Source organism: Kitasatospora sp. NPDC001660 (genome assembly GCF_053596725.1).
This window is the reverse complement of the sequence record NZ_JBSFGU010000027.1, coordinates 14,478-30,178: the sequence shown is the minus strand read 5'-3', so window position 1 is coordinate 30,178 and position 15,701 is coordinate 14,478. Positions and strand designations below refer to the sequence as shown.

General features: G+C 75.5%; 10 protein-coding genes. 8 read left to right on the top strand and 2 right to left on the bottom strand.

All coding sequences use genetic code 11. From position 1 onward, the window contains the following. Positions 1-45 precede the first annotated feature (45 nt). The 4 genes from ACWCXH_RS25750 (at position 46) to ACWCXH_RS25735 (ending at position 6,060) form a co-directional block, all read left to right on the top strand. Complete coding sequence (locus ACWCXH_RS25750; RefSeq protein WP_449803843.1) at positions 46-423, top strand: DegT/DnrJ/EryC1/StrS family aminotransferase; 378 nt, start codon at positions 46-48, stop codon at positions 421-423. A 152-nt stretch (positions 424-575) separates the two neighbouring features. After that, on the top strand, positions 576-1,577 hold the full coding sequence (locus ACWCXH_RS25745; protein ID WP_449803842.1) for an SMI1/KNR4 family protein: 1,002 nt from the start codon (positions 576-578) through the stop codon (positions 1,575-1,577). A gap of 73 nt (positions 1,578-1,650) precedes the next feature. Next, positions 1,651-4,485, top strand: coding sequence for an SUKH-4 family immunity protein (locus ACWCXH_RS25740; RefSeq protein ID WP_449803841.1), 2,835 nt, complete (start codon positions 1,651-1,653; stop codon positions 4,483-4,485). A 267-nt stretch (positions 4,486-4,752) separates the two neighbouring features. Continuing rightward, a complete protein-coding gene (locus ACWCXH_RS25735) occupies positions 4,753-6,060 on the top strand; it encodes a hypothetical protein (RefSeq protein WP_449803840.1) in 1,308 nt (435 codons plus the stop codon). A gap of 9 nt (positions 6,061-6,069) precedes the next feature. On the opposite strand, the gene ACWCXH_RS25730 is transcribed toward ACWCXH_RS25735, so the two are convergent. Further along, on the bottom strand, positions 6,070-6,729 hold the full coding sequence (locus tag ACWCXH_RS25730; protein ID WP_449803839.1) for a hypothetical protein: 660 nt from the start codon (positions 6,727-6,729) through the stop codon (positions 6,070-6,072). A 488-nt stretch (positions 6,730-7,217) separates the two neighbouring features. Between ACWCXH_RS25730 and ACWCXH_RS25725 the strand changes: the two genes are divergently transcribed. Beyond that, positions 7,218-7,538, top strand: coding sequence for a beta/gamma crystallin domain-containing protein (locus tag ACWCXH_RS25725; protein ID WP_449803838.1), 321 nt, complete (start codon positions 7,218-7,220; stop codon positions 7,536-7,538). A gap of 567 nt (positions 7,539-8,105) precedes the next feature. After that, positions 8,106-11,735, top strand: coding sequence for a transcription-repair coupling factor (mfd, locus tag ACWCXH_RS25720; RefSeq protein ID WP_449803837.1), 3,630 nt, complete (start codon positions 8,106-8,108; stop codon positions 11,733-11,735). Between the two features lie 82 nt (positions 11,736-11,817). On the opposite strand, the gene ACWCXH_RS25715 is transcribed toward mfd, so the two are convergent. Continuing rightward, positions 11,818-12,444: a DUF4352 domain-containing protein gene (locus ACWCXH_RS25715; RefSeq protein ID WP_449803836.1), complete on the bottom strand. Its 627-nt coding sequence runs from the start codon at positions 12,442-12,444 to the stop codon at positions 11,818-11,820. A gap of 212 nt (positions 12,445-12,656) precedes the next feature. Here ACWCXH_RS25715 and ACWCXH_RS25710 point away from each other — a divergent pair, with 212 nt between their 5' ends. Together ACWCXH_RS25710 and ACWCXH_RS25705 are read left to right on the top strand one after the other, a co-directional pair. Further along, positions 12,657-14,741, top strand: a complete 2,085-nt coding sequence (locus ACWCXH_RS25710) for an N-6 DNA methylase (protein WP_449803835.1) — start codon at positions 12,657-12,659, stop codon at positions 14,739-14,741. 412 nt (positions 14,742-15,153) lie between these two features. After that, on the top strand, positions 15,154-15,654 hold the full coding sequence (locus tag ACWCXH_RS25705) for a hypothetical protein (protein ID WP_449803834.1): 501 nt from the start codon (positions 15,154-15,156) through the stop codon (positions 15,652-15,654). Positions 15,655-15,701 lie beyond the last annotated feature (47 nt).

Below are 15,701 nucleotides of genomic sequence, written 5' to 3'. Positions count from 1 at the left end.
CACACTGTCGTCACGACTTGTTCGCCGATTTCCGGAAACCACCCCGTGCCCCGGCAGCGGCCGGTACCGTTCCGGCAGCGAGCCGGGGGTGCGGCCGCCCGCCCGGGACGCCCGCGCCGGGTCCGACTCCGCTGCCCGCGCCGACCGTTGAGGTCGCCGGGGTGCGCCTGCCGGTGCCGGAGCGAGAGGGGATCGTGCGATGACTTCTCCGGCCGCGAAGGCCTGTCCGGCTGCGACGGCTACGGCTACGGCGGCGCGGTGCTCACCGACCACGGCGAACTCGCCGACGCCGTCCGGCTGATCGGCGACCACGGTGCGCGCGAGAAGCGCACGCACGAGCACTTCGGCTGCAACTCCCGGATCGACGTGCGGGCCGTCGCCCTGCGCGCCGAACTCCGTCGCCCGCCCGCTGATGCCCGCTGACCGAAGCGCAGGAAGTCCGGGTGGCCGGGGCGCTGCCGGCGACACTCGGCGGCTGACCGGCCCCGGGTGCGGGGGTTCGGCCAGGAGGGTGACCCCCTACGCTGGTGTCCAGCAAACGCACCGATGTTGCAGCAGCCAGTGGGGGCTCCCAGATGACGACAGGTCGGCCCGGCGTCGCCGCCGCACCGAACGCGGCATACGCAGGTCAGGTGGTGCAGTTCCCGGACCCGGTCCGCGCGGAGCGGTACCCCGCCGGGGTCCGGGTGGACGAGCACGGCTACCCGGACTTCGGTCCGTACGCCGCCGCGGCGGCCGAGGTCGCCGACCCGCCGGAGGGCCTCGGCGTCGACGAGCTGCGGCTCACCGACTACGTCTCGGCCAACGCCGCGCTGTTCACCCAGGGCCACCCGCTCTGGGCCGACCTGCACACCGCCGTCGCGACCCCGCCCGGCTGGACCTGGCACCACGTCGTCGGTCGGGCCGCCCCCGGCTGGCGCCGGATGGAGCTCGTCCCGGTCGAGGTCAAGGCGCTGCTGCGGCACCACGGCGGCCTCGCCACCTCCGCCGCCGACCACGGCCACCGCGGCACCCGCCCGCTCCAGGAGCGCCGGCCGGTGCACTTCCCGCTGGCCCTGGACGGCGGCGACCCGATCAGCGTCCCGGAGGACCTGCTCCAGCGCGCCGAGGACCGCCTCGGCTACCGGCTGCCCGGCGCCTACCGCACCTTCCTCAAGCTCGGCGGCGGCCGCGCCCCGGTCGGCGTCGCGCTCGACACCGAGCTGGGCATGCTGCTCGACCAGCCGTTCCTGAGCCTCACCGAGGAGTACGGGACGGCGGACGTCGTGTACGCCAACAAGTGCCTGCGCGACCACCTCACCAAGGACTACCTCGGCATCGCCTACGCCCAGGGCGGGATCGTCGCGCTCAAGGTCCGCGGCGACCGGACCGGAACGGTCTGGTTCCACCTGTACGACGATGCCCGCGACACCGGTGCCCCGGAGTCGCCCGAGGCCCGGACCGAGCGGCTGCTGCTGCCCTGCGGCGAGGACTTCGACGAGTTCCTGCTCCGGCTGGCCGGCAGCCCGCCCGAGCTGGAGACGGTCGCGGAGCTGATGGTGGACGGCGGGTTCGCCCGGGCCGTCCCGGTGGACTGACGGGGCCCTGCGGGGTCGGCGGAGCTGACGGGACGACGGGGACGACGAAGATGGGGACAGGGGTGAACCGGGCGTGGTGACGTACGCGCAGGCGCAGGAGCTCGCCGAGGAGTGGATCAACGGCGGGGTGCCGCGGTCGCAGCAGTGCGAGGTGCGGGTCCGGGAGTTCGACCTGGGCTTCGTCTGCTGGGCGGTGCAGCCGGCGGACGGGGCTCCGGACGCGGGCGGCGACGGCGGTTCGACGGGTGAGGCGCGGCTGGTGATCGCCCGCGACTCCGGCGCGAGCACGCTCTGGCCCGCGCTGCCCGTCAACGAGGTGGTCCGCCAGTACGAGGAGGTGTACGGGCGGCCGGTCGCGGCCAACCCGGCGGGGGCGGCGAAGCCCGCGCCCGGGCCCGTCGAGGCCACGTCCTTCCTGCTCAGCCCGCCGCAGTGGCTCCAGGAGGCGGGCGCGGCGGCGATCGCGGCGGAGGCGGAGCGGCTGGGCGAGGCCTCGGCTCCCGCTCCCGTTCCGGCCCCGGCTCCCGATCCGGCCCCGGTGCCCACTCCGCTGCCGGAGCCGGTGGTCGAGCCCGGCGTTCCGGTACCCGGCCCGGCCCCGTCGTTGCAGGGCGATCCGGCGGCTCCTTTCGACACGCCCGCTCCCGTCGACGCGCCCGCTCCCGACGCGGCCGGCGTTCCGGCCGAGGCCGCCTCCTGGGCGCCGCCGACCGGCCCGCCCACGCCCCCGCCGGCCGTCCTGACCGCGCCGCCGGTCTCCGACCGGCCCGCCGGGGACGCGCCGACCATGCTCGCGCCGCCGCCCGGCCACGACGAGCCGGCCGTCCCGCCGCAGGTGCACTCGGCTCCGCCGGTCCCGCCCGCGTCCGCCCCGGCCGGCTCCGAGGCGGCGACCATGCTGATGCCCGAGAGCCTGCGCACGCTCGGCTCCGAGACGTCCGACGGGCCCCCGCCGGCCGGCTCCGAGGCCGCGACCGCGCTGATGCCCAGGAGCGGCATGCCCCCGGCGCCGCCCGCTCCCGCTCCCGCTCCCGCGCAGCCTCCGGCGGTGGCCGAGCCCGCGCCGACGCTGCTGGCGCCGCCCGGTGAGGTCCCGGGGCTGATGGGTCTGCCCGGCGCCCCCGAGGCGCCCGCCCCCGCCGCGCCGCCGGCCGGTCCGGCCGTCGAGTACGCGCCGACCATGCTGGCGCCGTCCGACGGGATCCCCGGCCTGATGGGCCTGCCCGGCGCCCCCGAGGCGCCCGCCCCCGCCGCGCCGCCGGCCGGTCCGGCCGTCGAGTACGCGCCGACCATGCTCGCCCCGCCCGGCGGCCCCGGCCTGGGCGGCCTGCCCGGCGCCCCGGCCACCCCCGCGCCCGCGCCCGCCGAGGCGCCGCAGGGCGGTGCGCTCGGCCGCAACGCGGCCTCCGCGCCCCCGCCGCCCCCGCCCGCCGCACTGCGCGGCGACGCGTCCGCTCCCGGCGCGTCCCAGGGCGGCGCGCTCGGGCGCAACGCCGCGTCGGCCCCGCCGCCGCCCCCGCCCGCCGGCCTGCGGCACACCCCGGGCTCCGGCGCGCCCGCCGCCAACCCGGGCGGCCGTGGCGCCGCCTCCGCTCCGCCGCCCCCGCCCCCTGCGGGCCTGCGCGGCGGCGCGCCGCAGGCCGCCCCGGCACCCGCGCCCGCCGCCGGCCCGCCGGCCCCCGGCGCGCCCGCGGCCGGGATCGCGTACGAGGCCACCCAGCTGGCGAGCGCGATCGACCCGGCGCTGCTGGGCGGCGGCCCGGCGGACCCGGGCACCCCGCCGTCCGGCGGCCCGGCCGTCCCGCCGCCGCCCGGCGGCCCGGCCGCTCCGGCCGGGCCCGCGGGCTACGGCTACCCGAACGCGGGCGGCGCCCCCGGTGTCGTCCCCCCGGCGCCGGTGCCCGGCACGCCGCAGGCCGCCCCGGTGCCGCCGGGCGTGCCCACGGTCGGCCCCGGCTACTTCGCCGCGCTCAGCTACCGCAGCCCGGACGGCTCCGAGCAGAAGCTGCTGCACCGCAGCGAGCCCGGCACCCCGCACCCGGAGTGGAAGATCCTCCAGGACCTGCGGCGGCTCAACGTGCCGCCGGACCAGGTGCTGGAGCTCTACACCGAGCTGGAGTCCTGCGACCTGCCGGGCGGCTACTGCAACCGCATGATCGCCGCCTCCTGGCCGAACGTCCGGCTCACCCACACCGCCTCCTACGGCCGCGACCACGCGTCCCGGCAGGCGGGGATGGCCGAGCTGCTCGACCACCTGGACGAGCTGCACCAGCTGGCGTCGGGCCCGCAGCGGGCCCGACCGTTGCGGGTGCCGCTGCCCGTGCCGGGCACCGTCCAGGCGCTGCCGCCGCTCCCGCCGCAGCAGCTGGCGCAGGAGCTCGGGCAGCACTTCGGGCCGAACGTGTTCCGCTTCGAGCAGCGCGCGGTCTCCCGCCAGGGCGTGCCGGAACCCGTCGCGCAGACCCTGATGTGGGCCGGGCTGCCGCGCGACTTCGGGCCGTTCTTCTGGGCGCAGGCGCAGGACGGCCGGCCGATCCCGACGCTCGCCGAGCTGGCCGCCGAGCGCGGCCTGCAGCAGGGCCCGGACTTCGGCGGCTACCTGGTGCTCGGCAACGACTACGGCCGCCAGCTGTGCGTCCAGTACGGCACCGCGAACGTGGTCGCGGTGGACGTCGACGGAACCGGCCAGCCGCCCCGGTTCGTCAACACCGGTGTACCGGAGTTCGTCCGCTCGCTGGCCCTGCTGGGCCGCATGTGGCGGCTGCGGTACGGGCTGACGCCGGAGCAGGCCGGACACTGGACGGCCGACTTCCAGGCGCAGCTCGCCGCGATCGACCCGGCGGCCCTGCAGAACACGGACACCTGGTGGGCCGTGCTGCTGGAGCAGTTCTGGGACGGCCTGCTGTAGCGGACCGTCACGGATCCTCGCAGGTGGGGAGGGGTCGTTCCGGTGTCCGGAACGGCCCCTTCGGCGTGTCGTCGCGGCGGTGCCTCGTTGGGGTTTCGTCCGGATCTGCGCAAAATAGGTCAAGCGGGTGGGTCTGTTCGTTCCGGTCCTCGACCTGTCCCGATCCGTCCGACGCAGGAATCCGGACCCGGTCGCCGCACCGGTTCCGGATCCGTCCGTTCCGTCCGATCATGGGCTCCGCAGCCCGCGACACGAGGGGAAGAGCCCATGAGCGACGCCGTCCCCCAGTACGGCTTCACCGTGGCCCGGCGCGGTTACGCGCCCGAGCAGGTCAACCGCGCCCTGGCCGCGCTCACCGCGCAGCGCGACGAGGCCTGGGAGCGGCTCAGCGTCCTCGGCGCCGGGATCCGGCAGATGGAGGACCGGCTGGCGGAGGTCCGCCAGGCCGCGGAGGACGCCCCGGCGCCGGACTACACGGTGCTGAGCGAGGAGGCCGCCGGACTGGCCGTGATGGCCGAGAACGAGGCCAGGGCCGTCCGGGAGAAGGCCGAACGCTTCGCCGAGGACCTGCGCGAGGAGGTGTACGAGGCCGGCCAGGCCGCCGACCGCGCCGCCAAGGAGTACGCGGCCACCACCCGGAGCGAGGCCGACCAGGCCGCCCGGCGCACCGAGGAGCGCACGCGCGCCGAGGCCGAGACGATTCGCGGCGACGCCGACCGCGACGACCGGGCCGCCCGGGACGCCGCCACCGCCTACGCCGCCAAGGTGCGTGTCGCCTCCGCCGAGGCCGGCGAGCAGGCCGAGACCGAGCTGGCCGAACGGCGGCGCAGCGCCGACGAGGCCTTCGCCGAGGCCCAGGCCACGGCCGAAGCGGAGGACGCCGAGGTCGCGGCGACCGCCGAGCGCCGGCTCAAGGAGGCCGAGCAGCACCGGGAGACGGTGCTCGGCCGGATCAAGCAGCTGGAGACCGAGGCCCAGGCCAAGGCGGACCAGCTGATCGAGCAGGCCCGCCGGGAGGCCGAGAAGGTCAACGCGGTGAGCGAGCGGGAGCAGAGCGAGTTCGCGGTCCGGCTGGAGACGGTGCAGCAGCACCTCGACCACATCAAGGCCACGCTGGCCTCGCTCACCGGGGCGGCGGTCGGCCAGATCGAGCCCGCGTCCGTGGCCGCCGCCGAACCTGCGGACGCCGTGCAGACGGACGCGGTGCAGACGGACCCCGAGGCGGAGACCGGCGAGATCCCGGTGCCCGACCCGCGCAAGCGGGACGTGCCGGCCGGGGCGGCGGCGACGGCCGCCCTACGCCTGCCGTCCGCCCAGACCGGCGTCCCTGCCGATGCCGCTCCCGCCGACGCTCCCGTGGCGACCGGCCCCGTGGCGACGGGCCCCGTGGCGCCGGCCGTGGTGCCGCCGATGCCGGTCGCGCCGCCGAGGACCGATCCGGCCGAGGCCGCCGCCGTCGGGGCCGTTGCCGCCGACGGGGAGCCGGAGGAGACCCGGATCATCCCGAAGATCGTCATCGTGGACGACGGCAGCGGCTACGCCACCCCGAACACCGTCGCCTACCGCCGCCGCTGATCCGGCGGCTCACTGTGCCGGCGCACCGTCCGCCAGCAGCGCGGTGAGCTTCGCGTCCTGGGCCCTGACCGCCTCCCGCCGGGCGGCCAGGGCCTCGGCGTTGCGGTCGATCAGCTGGCGCTGGTAGCCCGCGAGGACGGTGAACCAGAGGGCGGCCAGACTGCTCCGGGCCGTGCAGTCGAGGTCGGCGCGGGCGGCGGCCAGCTCGGCGGGGGTGATCTCCGCGGCGCCCCGGTACCGCTCCGGCAGGGCCTCCGGGCGCTCGACCGCGAATCCGGTCGCGGCCATGCACGCCGACCAGTCCTTCGTCGCCGCGGCCACCCGGGCGTCCGCCCCGGTGGCCGTCAGCGACTGGCCGAACAGCCGGTCCACCAGGTCCGTGCCGGGCCCCTGCGGCGGGCCGATCCGCTCCGCCGCCTGCCGGTCGCAGTCCACCCGCGCGGCGTCGTAGGCCTCGCCGGAGCCGGCCGGGGCGGCGGCCGGGCGGGGGAGCGTGCGCCGCGGCGGGTGGAAGCCCTGGACGGCGGCGGCCCCGGCGCCCAGGTAGCCCCAGGCGCCGGCCGGCAGCGCGGTCGCGTTGTCGGGGGCCTCGGCGGGCTGGAGGCCGTCCCCGTCGAACGCGGCGAATCCGGCCCGGCGCATGCACGAGCCGACGAGCGCATTCCGCACCTGAATCTCTTTCACGGCGCTCCGGTCGTCGGCCTGATAAGCGGAGAGTGGAAGTCCGGTCATTCCACCCCGGCCGGATTCCGGGGCCCGCGCCGCGGAGACCTCCGGCGGGGTCGGCGCGGAATCCGACGAGCCGCTTCCGGAAACGCCGGAACAGCCGGCGGAAAATGCCGCGAGAGTCGCCGTGAGGGCGCCGGCGGTGAATCGTCCGAACTGCCCGGGAAGTTGCAAAGCGAGTGCTCCGATCCTCAAGCGCGGCAAGCCTGTTCGGACCCTAGCGCATTCCTTCGCGGCTGGTTCCCGGGGCGGCCGCGAAGGATCGGCTTGGCCGGAAAACAACTGTCCGGGGCTGTCCCGCCGTGCAAATCTCTGGAGTCGCAACCGCGACCGATGGAGGGTCCATGGTTATCCGCACACATTTCCGATCGGACCAGCGAAATTCGGACCACCGGAACAGGAATGCGAAGGCCCGTCGACCGGGTGCGCTGGTGGTGCTCACCGCGGCCGCCGCGGCCCTGCTGCCGGCGCCCGGCGCACAGGCCGTGGAACGGGTCGACTGCGGCAACCGGAACGACTTCGCGAAGGTGTACAACTACGGCTACAGCGGGCGGCTCTGCTTCGCGAACGACGGCTGGATGGCCGTCCGCGTCTACAACGTCGACCGGATCGACGCCGGCAACAACCGGGTCGTCACCTACCTCGGCGGCGGGCTCGGCTCCTGGACGGTCTTCAGCTGGGAGCAGTACGACTTCAACGCCAACCAGGGCCGCCAGGTGATGATGTACGACATCAACCTCTCGCGCTGGTAGCCCGCCGGAGGCCCGCGTGCGGGTCGGGCGGGTGCGGTCGCCCGGCCCGTACGGGCCCCGGGAACGCTTGAGGCCGAGACCCGTGGCGCCCTCCAGGAAAGGGCGCCACGGTTCCCGGCGCTTGGGCGGGCGCCCCCACCCAGGGTCGCCCGGCCGCGCACCTCCGACCCCCATCGGGGGTGCGACAGTGCCTCCGCAGCCATCCCCCACGGTTGGGTGCGGCGGGCACGTTCACCATGGTGCGCGATCTCCATGGACGGGCAGTGACAGGAGTATGGCCACTTCGTGGCGGATCGCGGAGCGGAGCCGGACGGCCTTCCCGTCGGTTCGTCCACGGGCCCGCCCGGTGTTCCGTCCAGTGGTTCGTCCGCGGGTGCTCCTGCCGGGCCCCGGGAGGATGGTTCGTTCCCGCCCGGCCCCGCCGGGGCCGTACACCGCGTGCGTGTCGGTGCCGCGGCGTAGGCTGGAGACCCCCGGCCGCTCGGCGTGCCGGGCCGTTCGCGTTGCCCCGGCGGGCCTTCGCCGCCCGGAGGCAGCACCAGCCACGGGACGAAGAAGAGACCCCAGATGAGCCTGACCGGACTTCTCGATGTCGTCGCGCGGGACGCGGCGCTCGCCGAGGCGATCGAGGCGGCCACCGCCACCGGAGCCGCGGCCGGCGGCCGCCGCCACCTGGACCTGGTCGGGCCGCCCGCCGCCAGGCCGTTCGCCATCGCCGCGCTCGCCCGTGCGCTCGCCGCCGCGGCGGCGGGGGACCACGGCCGTCCGGTGCTCGCCGTCACCGCCACCGGCCGCGAGGCCGAGGACCTCGCCGCCTCCCTGCGCTCGCTGCTGCCGCCCGACGCCGTCGCCGAGTTCCCCGCCTGGGAGACGCTGCCGCACGAGCGGCTGTCGCCCCGCTCGGACACCGTCGGCCGTCGGCTCGCCGTGCTGCGCCGCATCGTTCACCCGCGCGCGGACGATCCGGCGGCGGGGCCGGTGCAGGTGGTCGTCGCCCCGGTGCGCTCGGTGCTCCAGCCGCAGGTGAAGGGGCTGGCCGAACTGGAGCCGGTCGCCGTCCGGCGCGGTGAGTCGCACGACCTGGAGGAGGTCGCCCGCCGACTGTCCGCCGCCGCCTACGCGCGCGTCGAACTCGTCGAGAAGCGCGGCGAGTTCGCCGTCCGCGGCGGCATCCTGGACGTCTTCCCGCCGACCGAGGAGCACCCCCTGCGGGTGGAGTTCTGGGGCGACGACATCGAGGAGATCCGCTACTTCAAGGTCGCCGACCAGCGCTCGCTGGAGATCGCCGAGCACGGCCTGTGGGCGCCGCCCTGTCGCGAGCTGCTGCTCACCGACGCGGTGCGGGCGCGGGCCGCCGAGCTGTCCGCCGAGCACCCCGGGCTGGCCGAGATCCTGGACAAGATCGCCGAGGGCATCGCGGTCGAGGGCATGGAATCGCTCGCGCCGGTCCTGGTGGACGACATGGAGCTGCTGGTCGACGTGCTGCCGCTCGGCTCGGTCACCGTGGTCTGCGACCCCGAGCGGGTGCGCACCCGGGCCGCCGACCTGGTCGCCACCAGCCAGGAGTTCCTGCACGCCTCCTGGGTCGCCGCCGCGGCCGGCGGGGACCGGCCGATCGACCTGGAGACCATCGACGTCTCCGCCGCCTCGCTGCGCTCGCTCGCCGAGGTGCGCGAGCACGCCGCTGAGATCGGGCTGCCCTGGTGGTCGGTCAGCCCGTTCGCGACGAGCGAGTCGACGGTGGACGGCGTTCTCGAGTTCGACGCCAATACGCTGACCCTCGGCATGCACGCCGTCGAGGCCTACCGCGGCGACACCGCGCGCGCGATCGCCGACGCCAAGGAGCGGCTGGCCTCCGACTGGCGGGTCGTCATGGTGACGGAGGGCCACGGACCGGCCTCCCGGCTGGCGGAGGTGCTGGGCAACGAGGGCATCGCGGCCCGGCTCGTCGCCGACCTCGCCGAGGCGCCCACCCGGGACGTCGTGTACGTCTCCTGCGGCTCGATCGAGCACGGCTTCGTCGACGAGAACCTCAAGCTGACGGTCATCACCGAGACCGACCTGTCCGGCCAGAAGTCCTCCACCAAGGACATGCGCCGGATGCCCTCCCGGCGCCGCAACGCGATCGACCCGCTGGCCCTGGTCGCCGGCGACTACGTCGTCCACGAGGCGCACGGCGTCGGCAGGTACGTCGAGATGGTGCAGCGCACCGTCCAGGGCGCCACCCGCGAGTACCTGGTGCTGGAGTACGCGCCGGCCAAGCGCGGCCACCCCGGCGACCGGCTGTTCGTGCCGACCGACCAGCTCGACCAGGTCACCAAGTACGTCGGCGGCGAGGCCCCGACGCTGCACCGGCTCGGCGGGGCCGACTGGGCCAAGACCAAGCAGCGGGCCAAGAAGGCGGTCAAGGAGATCGCCGCCGACCTGATCAAGCTGTACTCGGCGCGCATGGCCGCGCCCGGCCACACCTTCGGCCCGGACACCCCGTGGCAGCGCGAGCTGGAGGACGCCTTCCCGTACGCCGAGACGCCGGACCAGCTGACGACCATCGCCGAGGTCAAGTCGGACATGGAGAAGTCCGTCCCGATGGACCGGCTGATCTGCGGCGACGTCGGCTACGGCAAGACCGAGATCGCGGTTCGGGCGGCGTTCAAGGCGGTGCAGGACGGCAAGCAGGTGGCCGTGCTCGTGCCGACCACGCTGCTGGTGCAGCAGCACTTCTCGACCTTCGCCGAGCGGTACGCCAACTTCCCGGTCACGGTGAAGGCACTGTCCCGCTTCCAGACCGACGGCGAGGCGAAGGCCGTCCTGGAGGGGCTGTTCGAGGGCTCGGTGGACGTCGTCATCGGCACCCACCGGCTGTTCTCGTCCGAGACCAGGTTCAAGGACCTCGGCCTCGTGATCGTCGACGAGGAGCAGCGGTTCGGCGTCGAGCACAAGGAGCAGCTGAAGAAGCTGCGCGCCAACGTCGACGTGCTGACGATGTCCGCGACCCCGATCCCGCGCACGCTGGAGATGGCCGTCACCGGCATCCGCGAGATGTCCACCATCACCACCCCGCCGGAGGAGCGGCACCCGGTGCTGACCTTCGTCGGCCCCTACGACGAGAAGCAGATCTCGGCCGCGATCCGGCGTGAACTCCTGCGCGAGGGCCAGGTGTTCTACATCCACAACCGGGTCGAGTCGATCGACAAGGCGGCGGCCCGGCTCAAGGACCTCGTACCCGAGGCGCGGATCGCCACCGCGCACGGGCAGATGGGGGAGACCCAGCTGGAGAAGGTCGTCGTCGACTTCTGGGAGAAGGAGTTCGACGTCCTGGTGTCGACCACGATCGTCGAATCGGGCATCGACATCTCCAACGCCAACACCCTGATCGTCGAGCGCGGCGACACCTTCGGCCTCTCGCAGCTGCACCAGCTGCGCGGCCGGGTCGGGCGCGGGCGCGAGCGCGGCTACGCGTACATGCTGTACCCGCCGGAGAAGCCGCTCACCGAGACGGCGCACGAGCGGCTCGCCACGATCGCCCAGCACACCGAGATGGGCGCCGGCATGTACGTCGCGATGAAGGACCTGGAGATCCGCGGCGCCGGCAACCTGCTGGGCGGCGAGCAGTCCGGGCACATCGCGGGCGTCGGCTTCGACCTCTACATGCGGATGGTCGGCGAGGCGGTGGCCGAGTTCCGCGAGTCGCTCGCGAACGGCGGCGAGCCGGAGGAGGAGCCGCTGGAGGTGAAGATCGAGCTGCCGGTCGACGCGCACGTGCCGCACGACTACGCGCCCGGTGAGCGGCTGCGGCTGCAGGCCTACCGCTCGATCGCGGCGGTCAACTCGGAGGCGGACATCCAGCAGGTCCGGGACGAACTCGTCGACCGCTACGGCAAGTTGCCCGAGCCGGTGGAGAACCTGCTGCTGGTCGCGGCGCTGCGGCTGTACGCCCGGCGGTGCGGCATCTCGGACATCACGCTGCAGGGGGCGAACGTCCGGTTCGGACCGGTGGAGCTGCGCGAGTCGCAGCAGCTGCGGCTGAACCGGCTGTACCCGCGCAGCCAGGTCAAGGCCGCCAGCCAGCAGCTGCTGGTGCCCCGGCCGAGCACCGGCCGGATCGGCGGCAAGCCGCTGGTCGGGCGGGAGCTGCTGGGGTGGTGCAGCGAGTTCCTGTCGGCGATGTTCGACGACCTGGCGGGGGCGAAGAAGTAGCACCCGCAGGCGGTTGGTGCACGGCGGTCCCGGGCTCGGCCCGGGGCCGCCGTCGCGTTCGTGCGGGGAGCGCGGCCCGGGGTCAGCCGATCTTCCACTGGCCGACCTGGTTGGCGAAGCCGTTGTCCAGGGCGAACTGGACCTTGTCGAGCCTGACGCCGTCCGGGACCTCGAAGGTGACGAAGCCCTTGCCGGTCTCGCCGGGGGCGATGTTGGTGGGGGTCTGGAAGGCCGGGCCGGCCTTGGTCTCCTCCAGGTTCGGGCCGTAGGCCTGGCCCTGGGTGTCCACGACCTTGGCGCTGCTGGCGGGGACCTCGCCGTACGCCTGGGCGCCGGTGGCCTTGATCTGGAACTGCACCGCGACGTAGTGCTTGCCGTCGGCGGGCTTGAGGTACTCGTTGGCGCTCTCGGCCGGGTCGACCACCTTCACCGCGACGACGTCGGCGGTGTTGGCCTTGTCCGTGCCCTTGAGGGCGATGGTGTCGCCGATCTTGGCGGGCGCCTTGGGGGCGTCGGCGGGTTTGCTCGGCGCGGCGGGGGCGCCGGCGGAGGTGCCCGCGGCGGCCGGGGCGGTCTGCTTCGCCTCGGTGGAGACGGTGGTGCCGGTGGAGTTGCAGGCGGTCGCGGTGAGCGTGATCAGCGCGGCGCCCAGCAGGAGGGCGGCGGAGCGGCGGGTGGTGGCGCGGCGGGCGGTCGTGCGGATGGACATGGGTCTCTCCGGTTCTCGGTGGTGGTGTCGCGGCGGTGCCTGGTGGTGCGGTGCCGACAGAGAGATCACACCACTCGCTGTGAACCATGTCAACGACCTTTAATGAAACCTCTCTGTTCACGTGTGAACGCTCTGGATGTGTGGCGTTGGCTATGCTGTGTGATCACACCCACCCGTTGATCCCTGTCCCGTGCGACGTCGGAGGAGCCCCCGTGCCGGACCGAGCCGAAGTGACCGCCGTCGAGATCGCCCGGCTGGCCGGCGTCGGCCGGGCCGCGGTCAGCAACTGGCGCCGCCGCCACGCCGACTTCCCGCGCCCGGTCGGCGGCACCGACGCCAGCCCGACCTTCGCGCTCGGCGAGGTCGAGGCGTGGCTGCGCGCGCAGGGCAAGATCGCCGAACTCCCACCCCTGGAGCGGGCCTGGCAGTTCGTCGACACCCTCCGCGACCCGGCCGGTCACCCCGCCGCCCCCCTCGTCGAGGCCGGCGCCGTCCTCCTGCTGCTGCACCGCGCCCCCGAGCGCTGGGCGGCCCTCGCCGCCGAACCCGACACGCGCCTCGCCACCGCGCTGCCGCGCGCCGTCACCGACACCGTTGTCCACGCCTTCGGCCCGGACGGTGCCGGCCTCCTCCGCCTCCCCGGACTCCTCGGCAGCACCCAGCTCGACCTCGCCCGCCTGCTCGCCGCCCTCGCCGCCGACACCGGCGCCGCCGGGGCGTACGAGCAACTGCTCACCCGCTACGCCGAGGCCAACACCCGCCAGCTCAGCCCCACCCCGCCGGAGGCCGCCGAGCTGCTCGCCGCCGTCGCCGGCGTTCCCGCCACCGTGCTCGACCCGGCCGCCGGCCTCGGCGCCGTCCTGCTCGCCCACCCGCACACCACCGGCCGCTACGGCCAGGACGCCGACCCCGTCACCGCCGCCCTCGCCCAGCTCCGGCTCGCCCTGCACGCCCCCGCCGCCGAACCCGGCCCGCTCCCGCTCGCCGTGCGCGCCGGCGACGCGCTGCGCGCCGACGCCTACCCCGGCGACACCTTCGAGGCGGTGCTCTGCCAGCCCCCGTACAACGAACGGGACTGGGGGCACGAGGAGTTGCAGTTCGACACCCGGTGGCCGGGCGGTCTCGTCCCGCCCCGCGGCGAGTCCGAACTCGCGTGGGTCCTGCACTGCCTCGCGCACACCCGCCCCGGCGGCCTCGCCGCCCTCCTGCTGCCCCCCGCCGTAGCCGGGCGCCGGGCCGGCCGCCGCGTCCGCGCCGAACTCCTCCGCTCCGGCGCCCTGCGCGCCGTCATCGCCCTGCCCGCCGGCGCCGCCCCGCCGTACGGCGTGCCGCTGCACCTCTGGGTGCTCCGCGCGCCCCGGGCCGGGGACGACTTCCGCCAGGTGCTGCTGCTCGACGCCGGGTCGGTCCCGGTGGAGGGCGGGCGCGACAAGGTCGACTGGCCCGCGCTGCGGCGGACCGTCGTCCACGCCTGGCGCGCCTTCGACCGGGCCGCCCGGGACGGCGAGCCGGTGCCCGCCGACGTCCCCGGCGTCCGCCGGGCCATGGCCGCGATCGACCTGCTCGACGACGAGACCGACCTCTCGCCCGCCCGGCACGTCCCGCCCGCCGCCCCGCTCGGTGGCGCCGGCGAACTGTCCCACCTCAGCGGGCGGTTGGCGGAACTCCTGGCCGGCCTCGCCGACCCCGCCACCCTCCTGCCCCCGCCCGGCGCGGAACCCGCCGTCGGCGTCGTCACCATCGGCGAGCTCGTGCGCGGCGGTGCACTGGAGGTGTACTCCTCCGGCACCGGCGCCACCACCCGCCCGGGCCAGGGCGACACCCTCGTCGTCACCGACCAGGACCTCGCCGCCGGCAACCCGCCCACCGCCGCCCTCGCCACCCCCGGCCCCGTCGGCGACCTCCGCACCCGCCCCGGCGACGTCCTCGTCCCCGCCCTCGGCGGCGGCCTCGCCCGCGTCGTCCCGGCCGAAGGCCCCCTCGTCGGCGCCGCCCTCGGCAGCCGCCTCCACCTGCTCCGCCCCGACCCGGCCGCCCTCGACCCGGAGTTCCTGGCCGGCCACCTCCGCTCCACCGCCGGCACCCGCCGCGCCGCGAGCCACGCCACCACGACGGCCCGCCTCGACATCCGCCGCGTCGAACTGCCCCGTCTCCCACTCCCCGACCAGCAGCGCCAGGGTGCGGCCTTCGCCCGCCTGGCGACCTTCGCCACCACCCTCACCCAGGCCGCGTCCCTGGCCCAGACCCTGACCCGGGCCGCCACCGACGCCCTGGCGAGCGGCACCCTGGCACCCTGACCCCCACGGCCGCCGACACCACGTCCTCACCGGCCTGGCGCGCAGGCCGGCCGCGGCGGTGCTGGAGCGGACGGAGGTGCGGCGGCCTCACCGGGTTGGCGCTTCTCGCCCGGGGCGCGGCCGAAAGCCCGGCCCCGCCTCCCGCGTTTCCCGGCCGACAGCGCCCGGTGCCGCCTCCCTGCCGACCCAAGTCGCCTCTGCAGCTGCCCCTTTCGCTGCCTGCCCGCGCCCCCGTTCGCTCCAGCTCGGCCAAATGTCCTCGCCGGCGAACCCGCTCTTCTCTCCCGTTCCCACTGCCCCGCCGCCGAGTTGACGCCCCGTCGCCAGCGGTCGCAGGGAAGCCCTCCAGCGCCGGCGATCCGGGCGGTACGGTGTGCTCGGTCCGTCCGTCCTCACCAGCTCAGGAGTGCACATGGCAGGGCAGTACCCCGGGACGTTCGGACCCCCGCCCGGTGCCGCCGCCCGGCCGCCGGGCCGGTTCGGGCTGCCCGGGCGGGTGTTGTGCGTGCTCACCCCGCTGCTGACGGCGGGTGTGCTGGGCGCCCTGCCCTCCCTCCTGCTGGCGATGCGCCGCAGGCGCCCGTACGACGTCGCGGGCGCCGTCGTCTACTGCGTGCTGCTCCTCACCATGATCGTCTGCGCGGGGATCGCGGGCGGCGGCACCAGGGCCCCGGTCGCGAACGTCGTCGGCGAGGTCGCTTTGGGCCTGCTCTGGCTCACCCCGTCGCTGCACTTCATCCTGATGGACCGTCGATCCCTCTGGGGGGCCGTTCCGCCCGCCGTCCCCTACGCGTCGCCGCCGATCGCCCCGTACGGCGCGGCCATGCCCGGCCATGCCGCGTCACCGCCCGCCGATGACCTGCGCGAACTCGGCGAACTCCTCCGCCGCCAGGCCCGCGAGGGCCGGTCGTGACCACCTCCCGTGTCATCGCGGGCCGCTACCGGCTCGCCGAGAAGATC

Bases quoted from the DNA above. Each gene is read 5' to 3' on its own strand.
- ACWCXH_RS25745 (WP_449803842.1), top strand. From the start codon at position 576: ATGACGACAGGTCGGCCCGGCGTCGCCGCCGCACCGAACGCGGCATAC.
- ACWCXH_RS25735 (WP_449803840.1), top strand. From the start codon at position 4,753: ATGAGCGACGCCGTCCCCCAGTACGGCTTCACCGTGGCCCGGCGCGGT.
- mfd (WP_449803837.1), top strand. From the start codon at position 8,106: ATGAGCCTGACCGGACTTCTCGATGTCGTCGCGCGGGACGCGGCGCTC.
- ACWCXH_RS25715 (WP_449803836.1), bottom strand. From the start codon at position 12,444: ATGTCCATCCGCACGACCGCCCGCCGCGCCACCACCCGCCGCTCCGCC.
- ACWCXH_RS25705 (WP_449803834.1), top strand. From the start codon at position 15,154: ATGGCAGGGCAGTACCCCGGGACGTTCGGACCCCCGCCCGGTGCCGCC.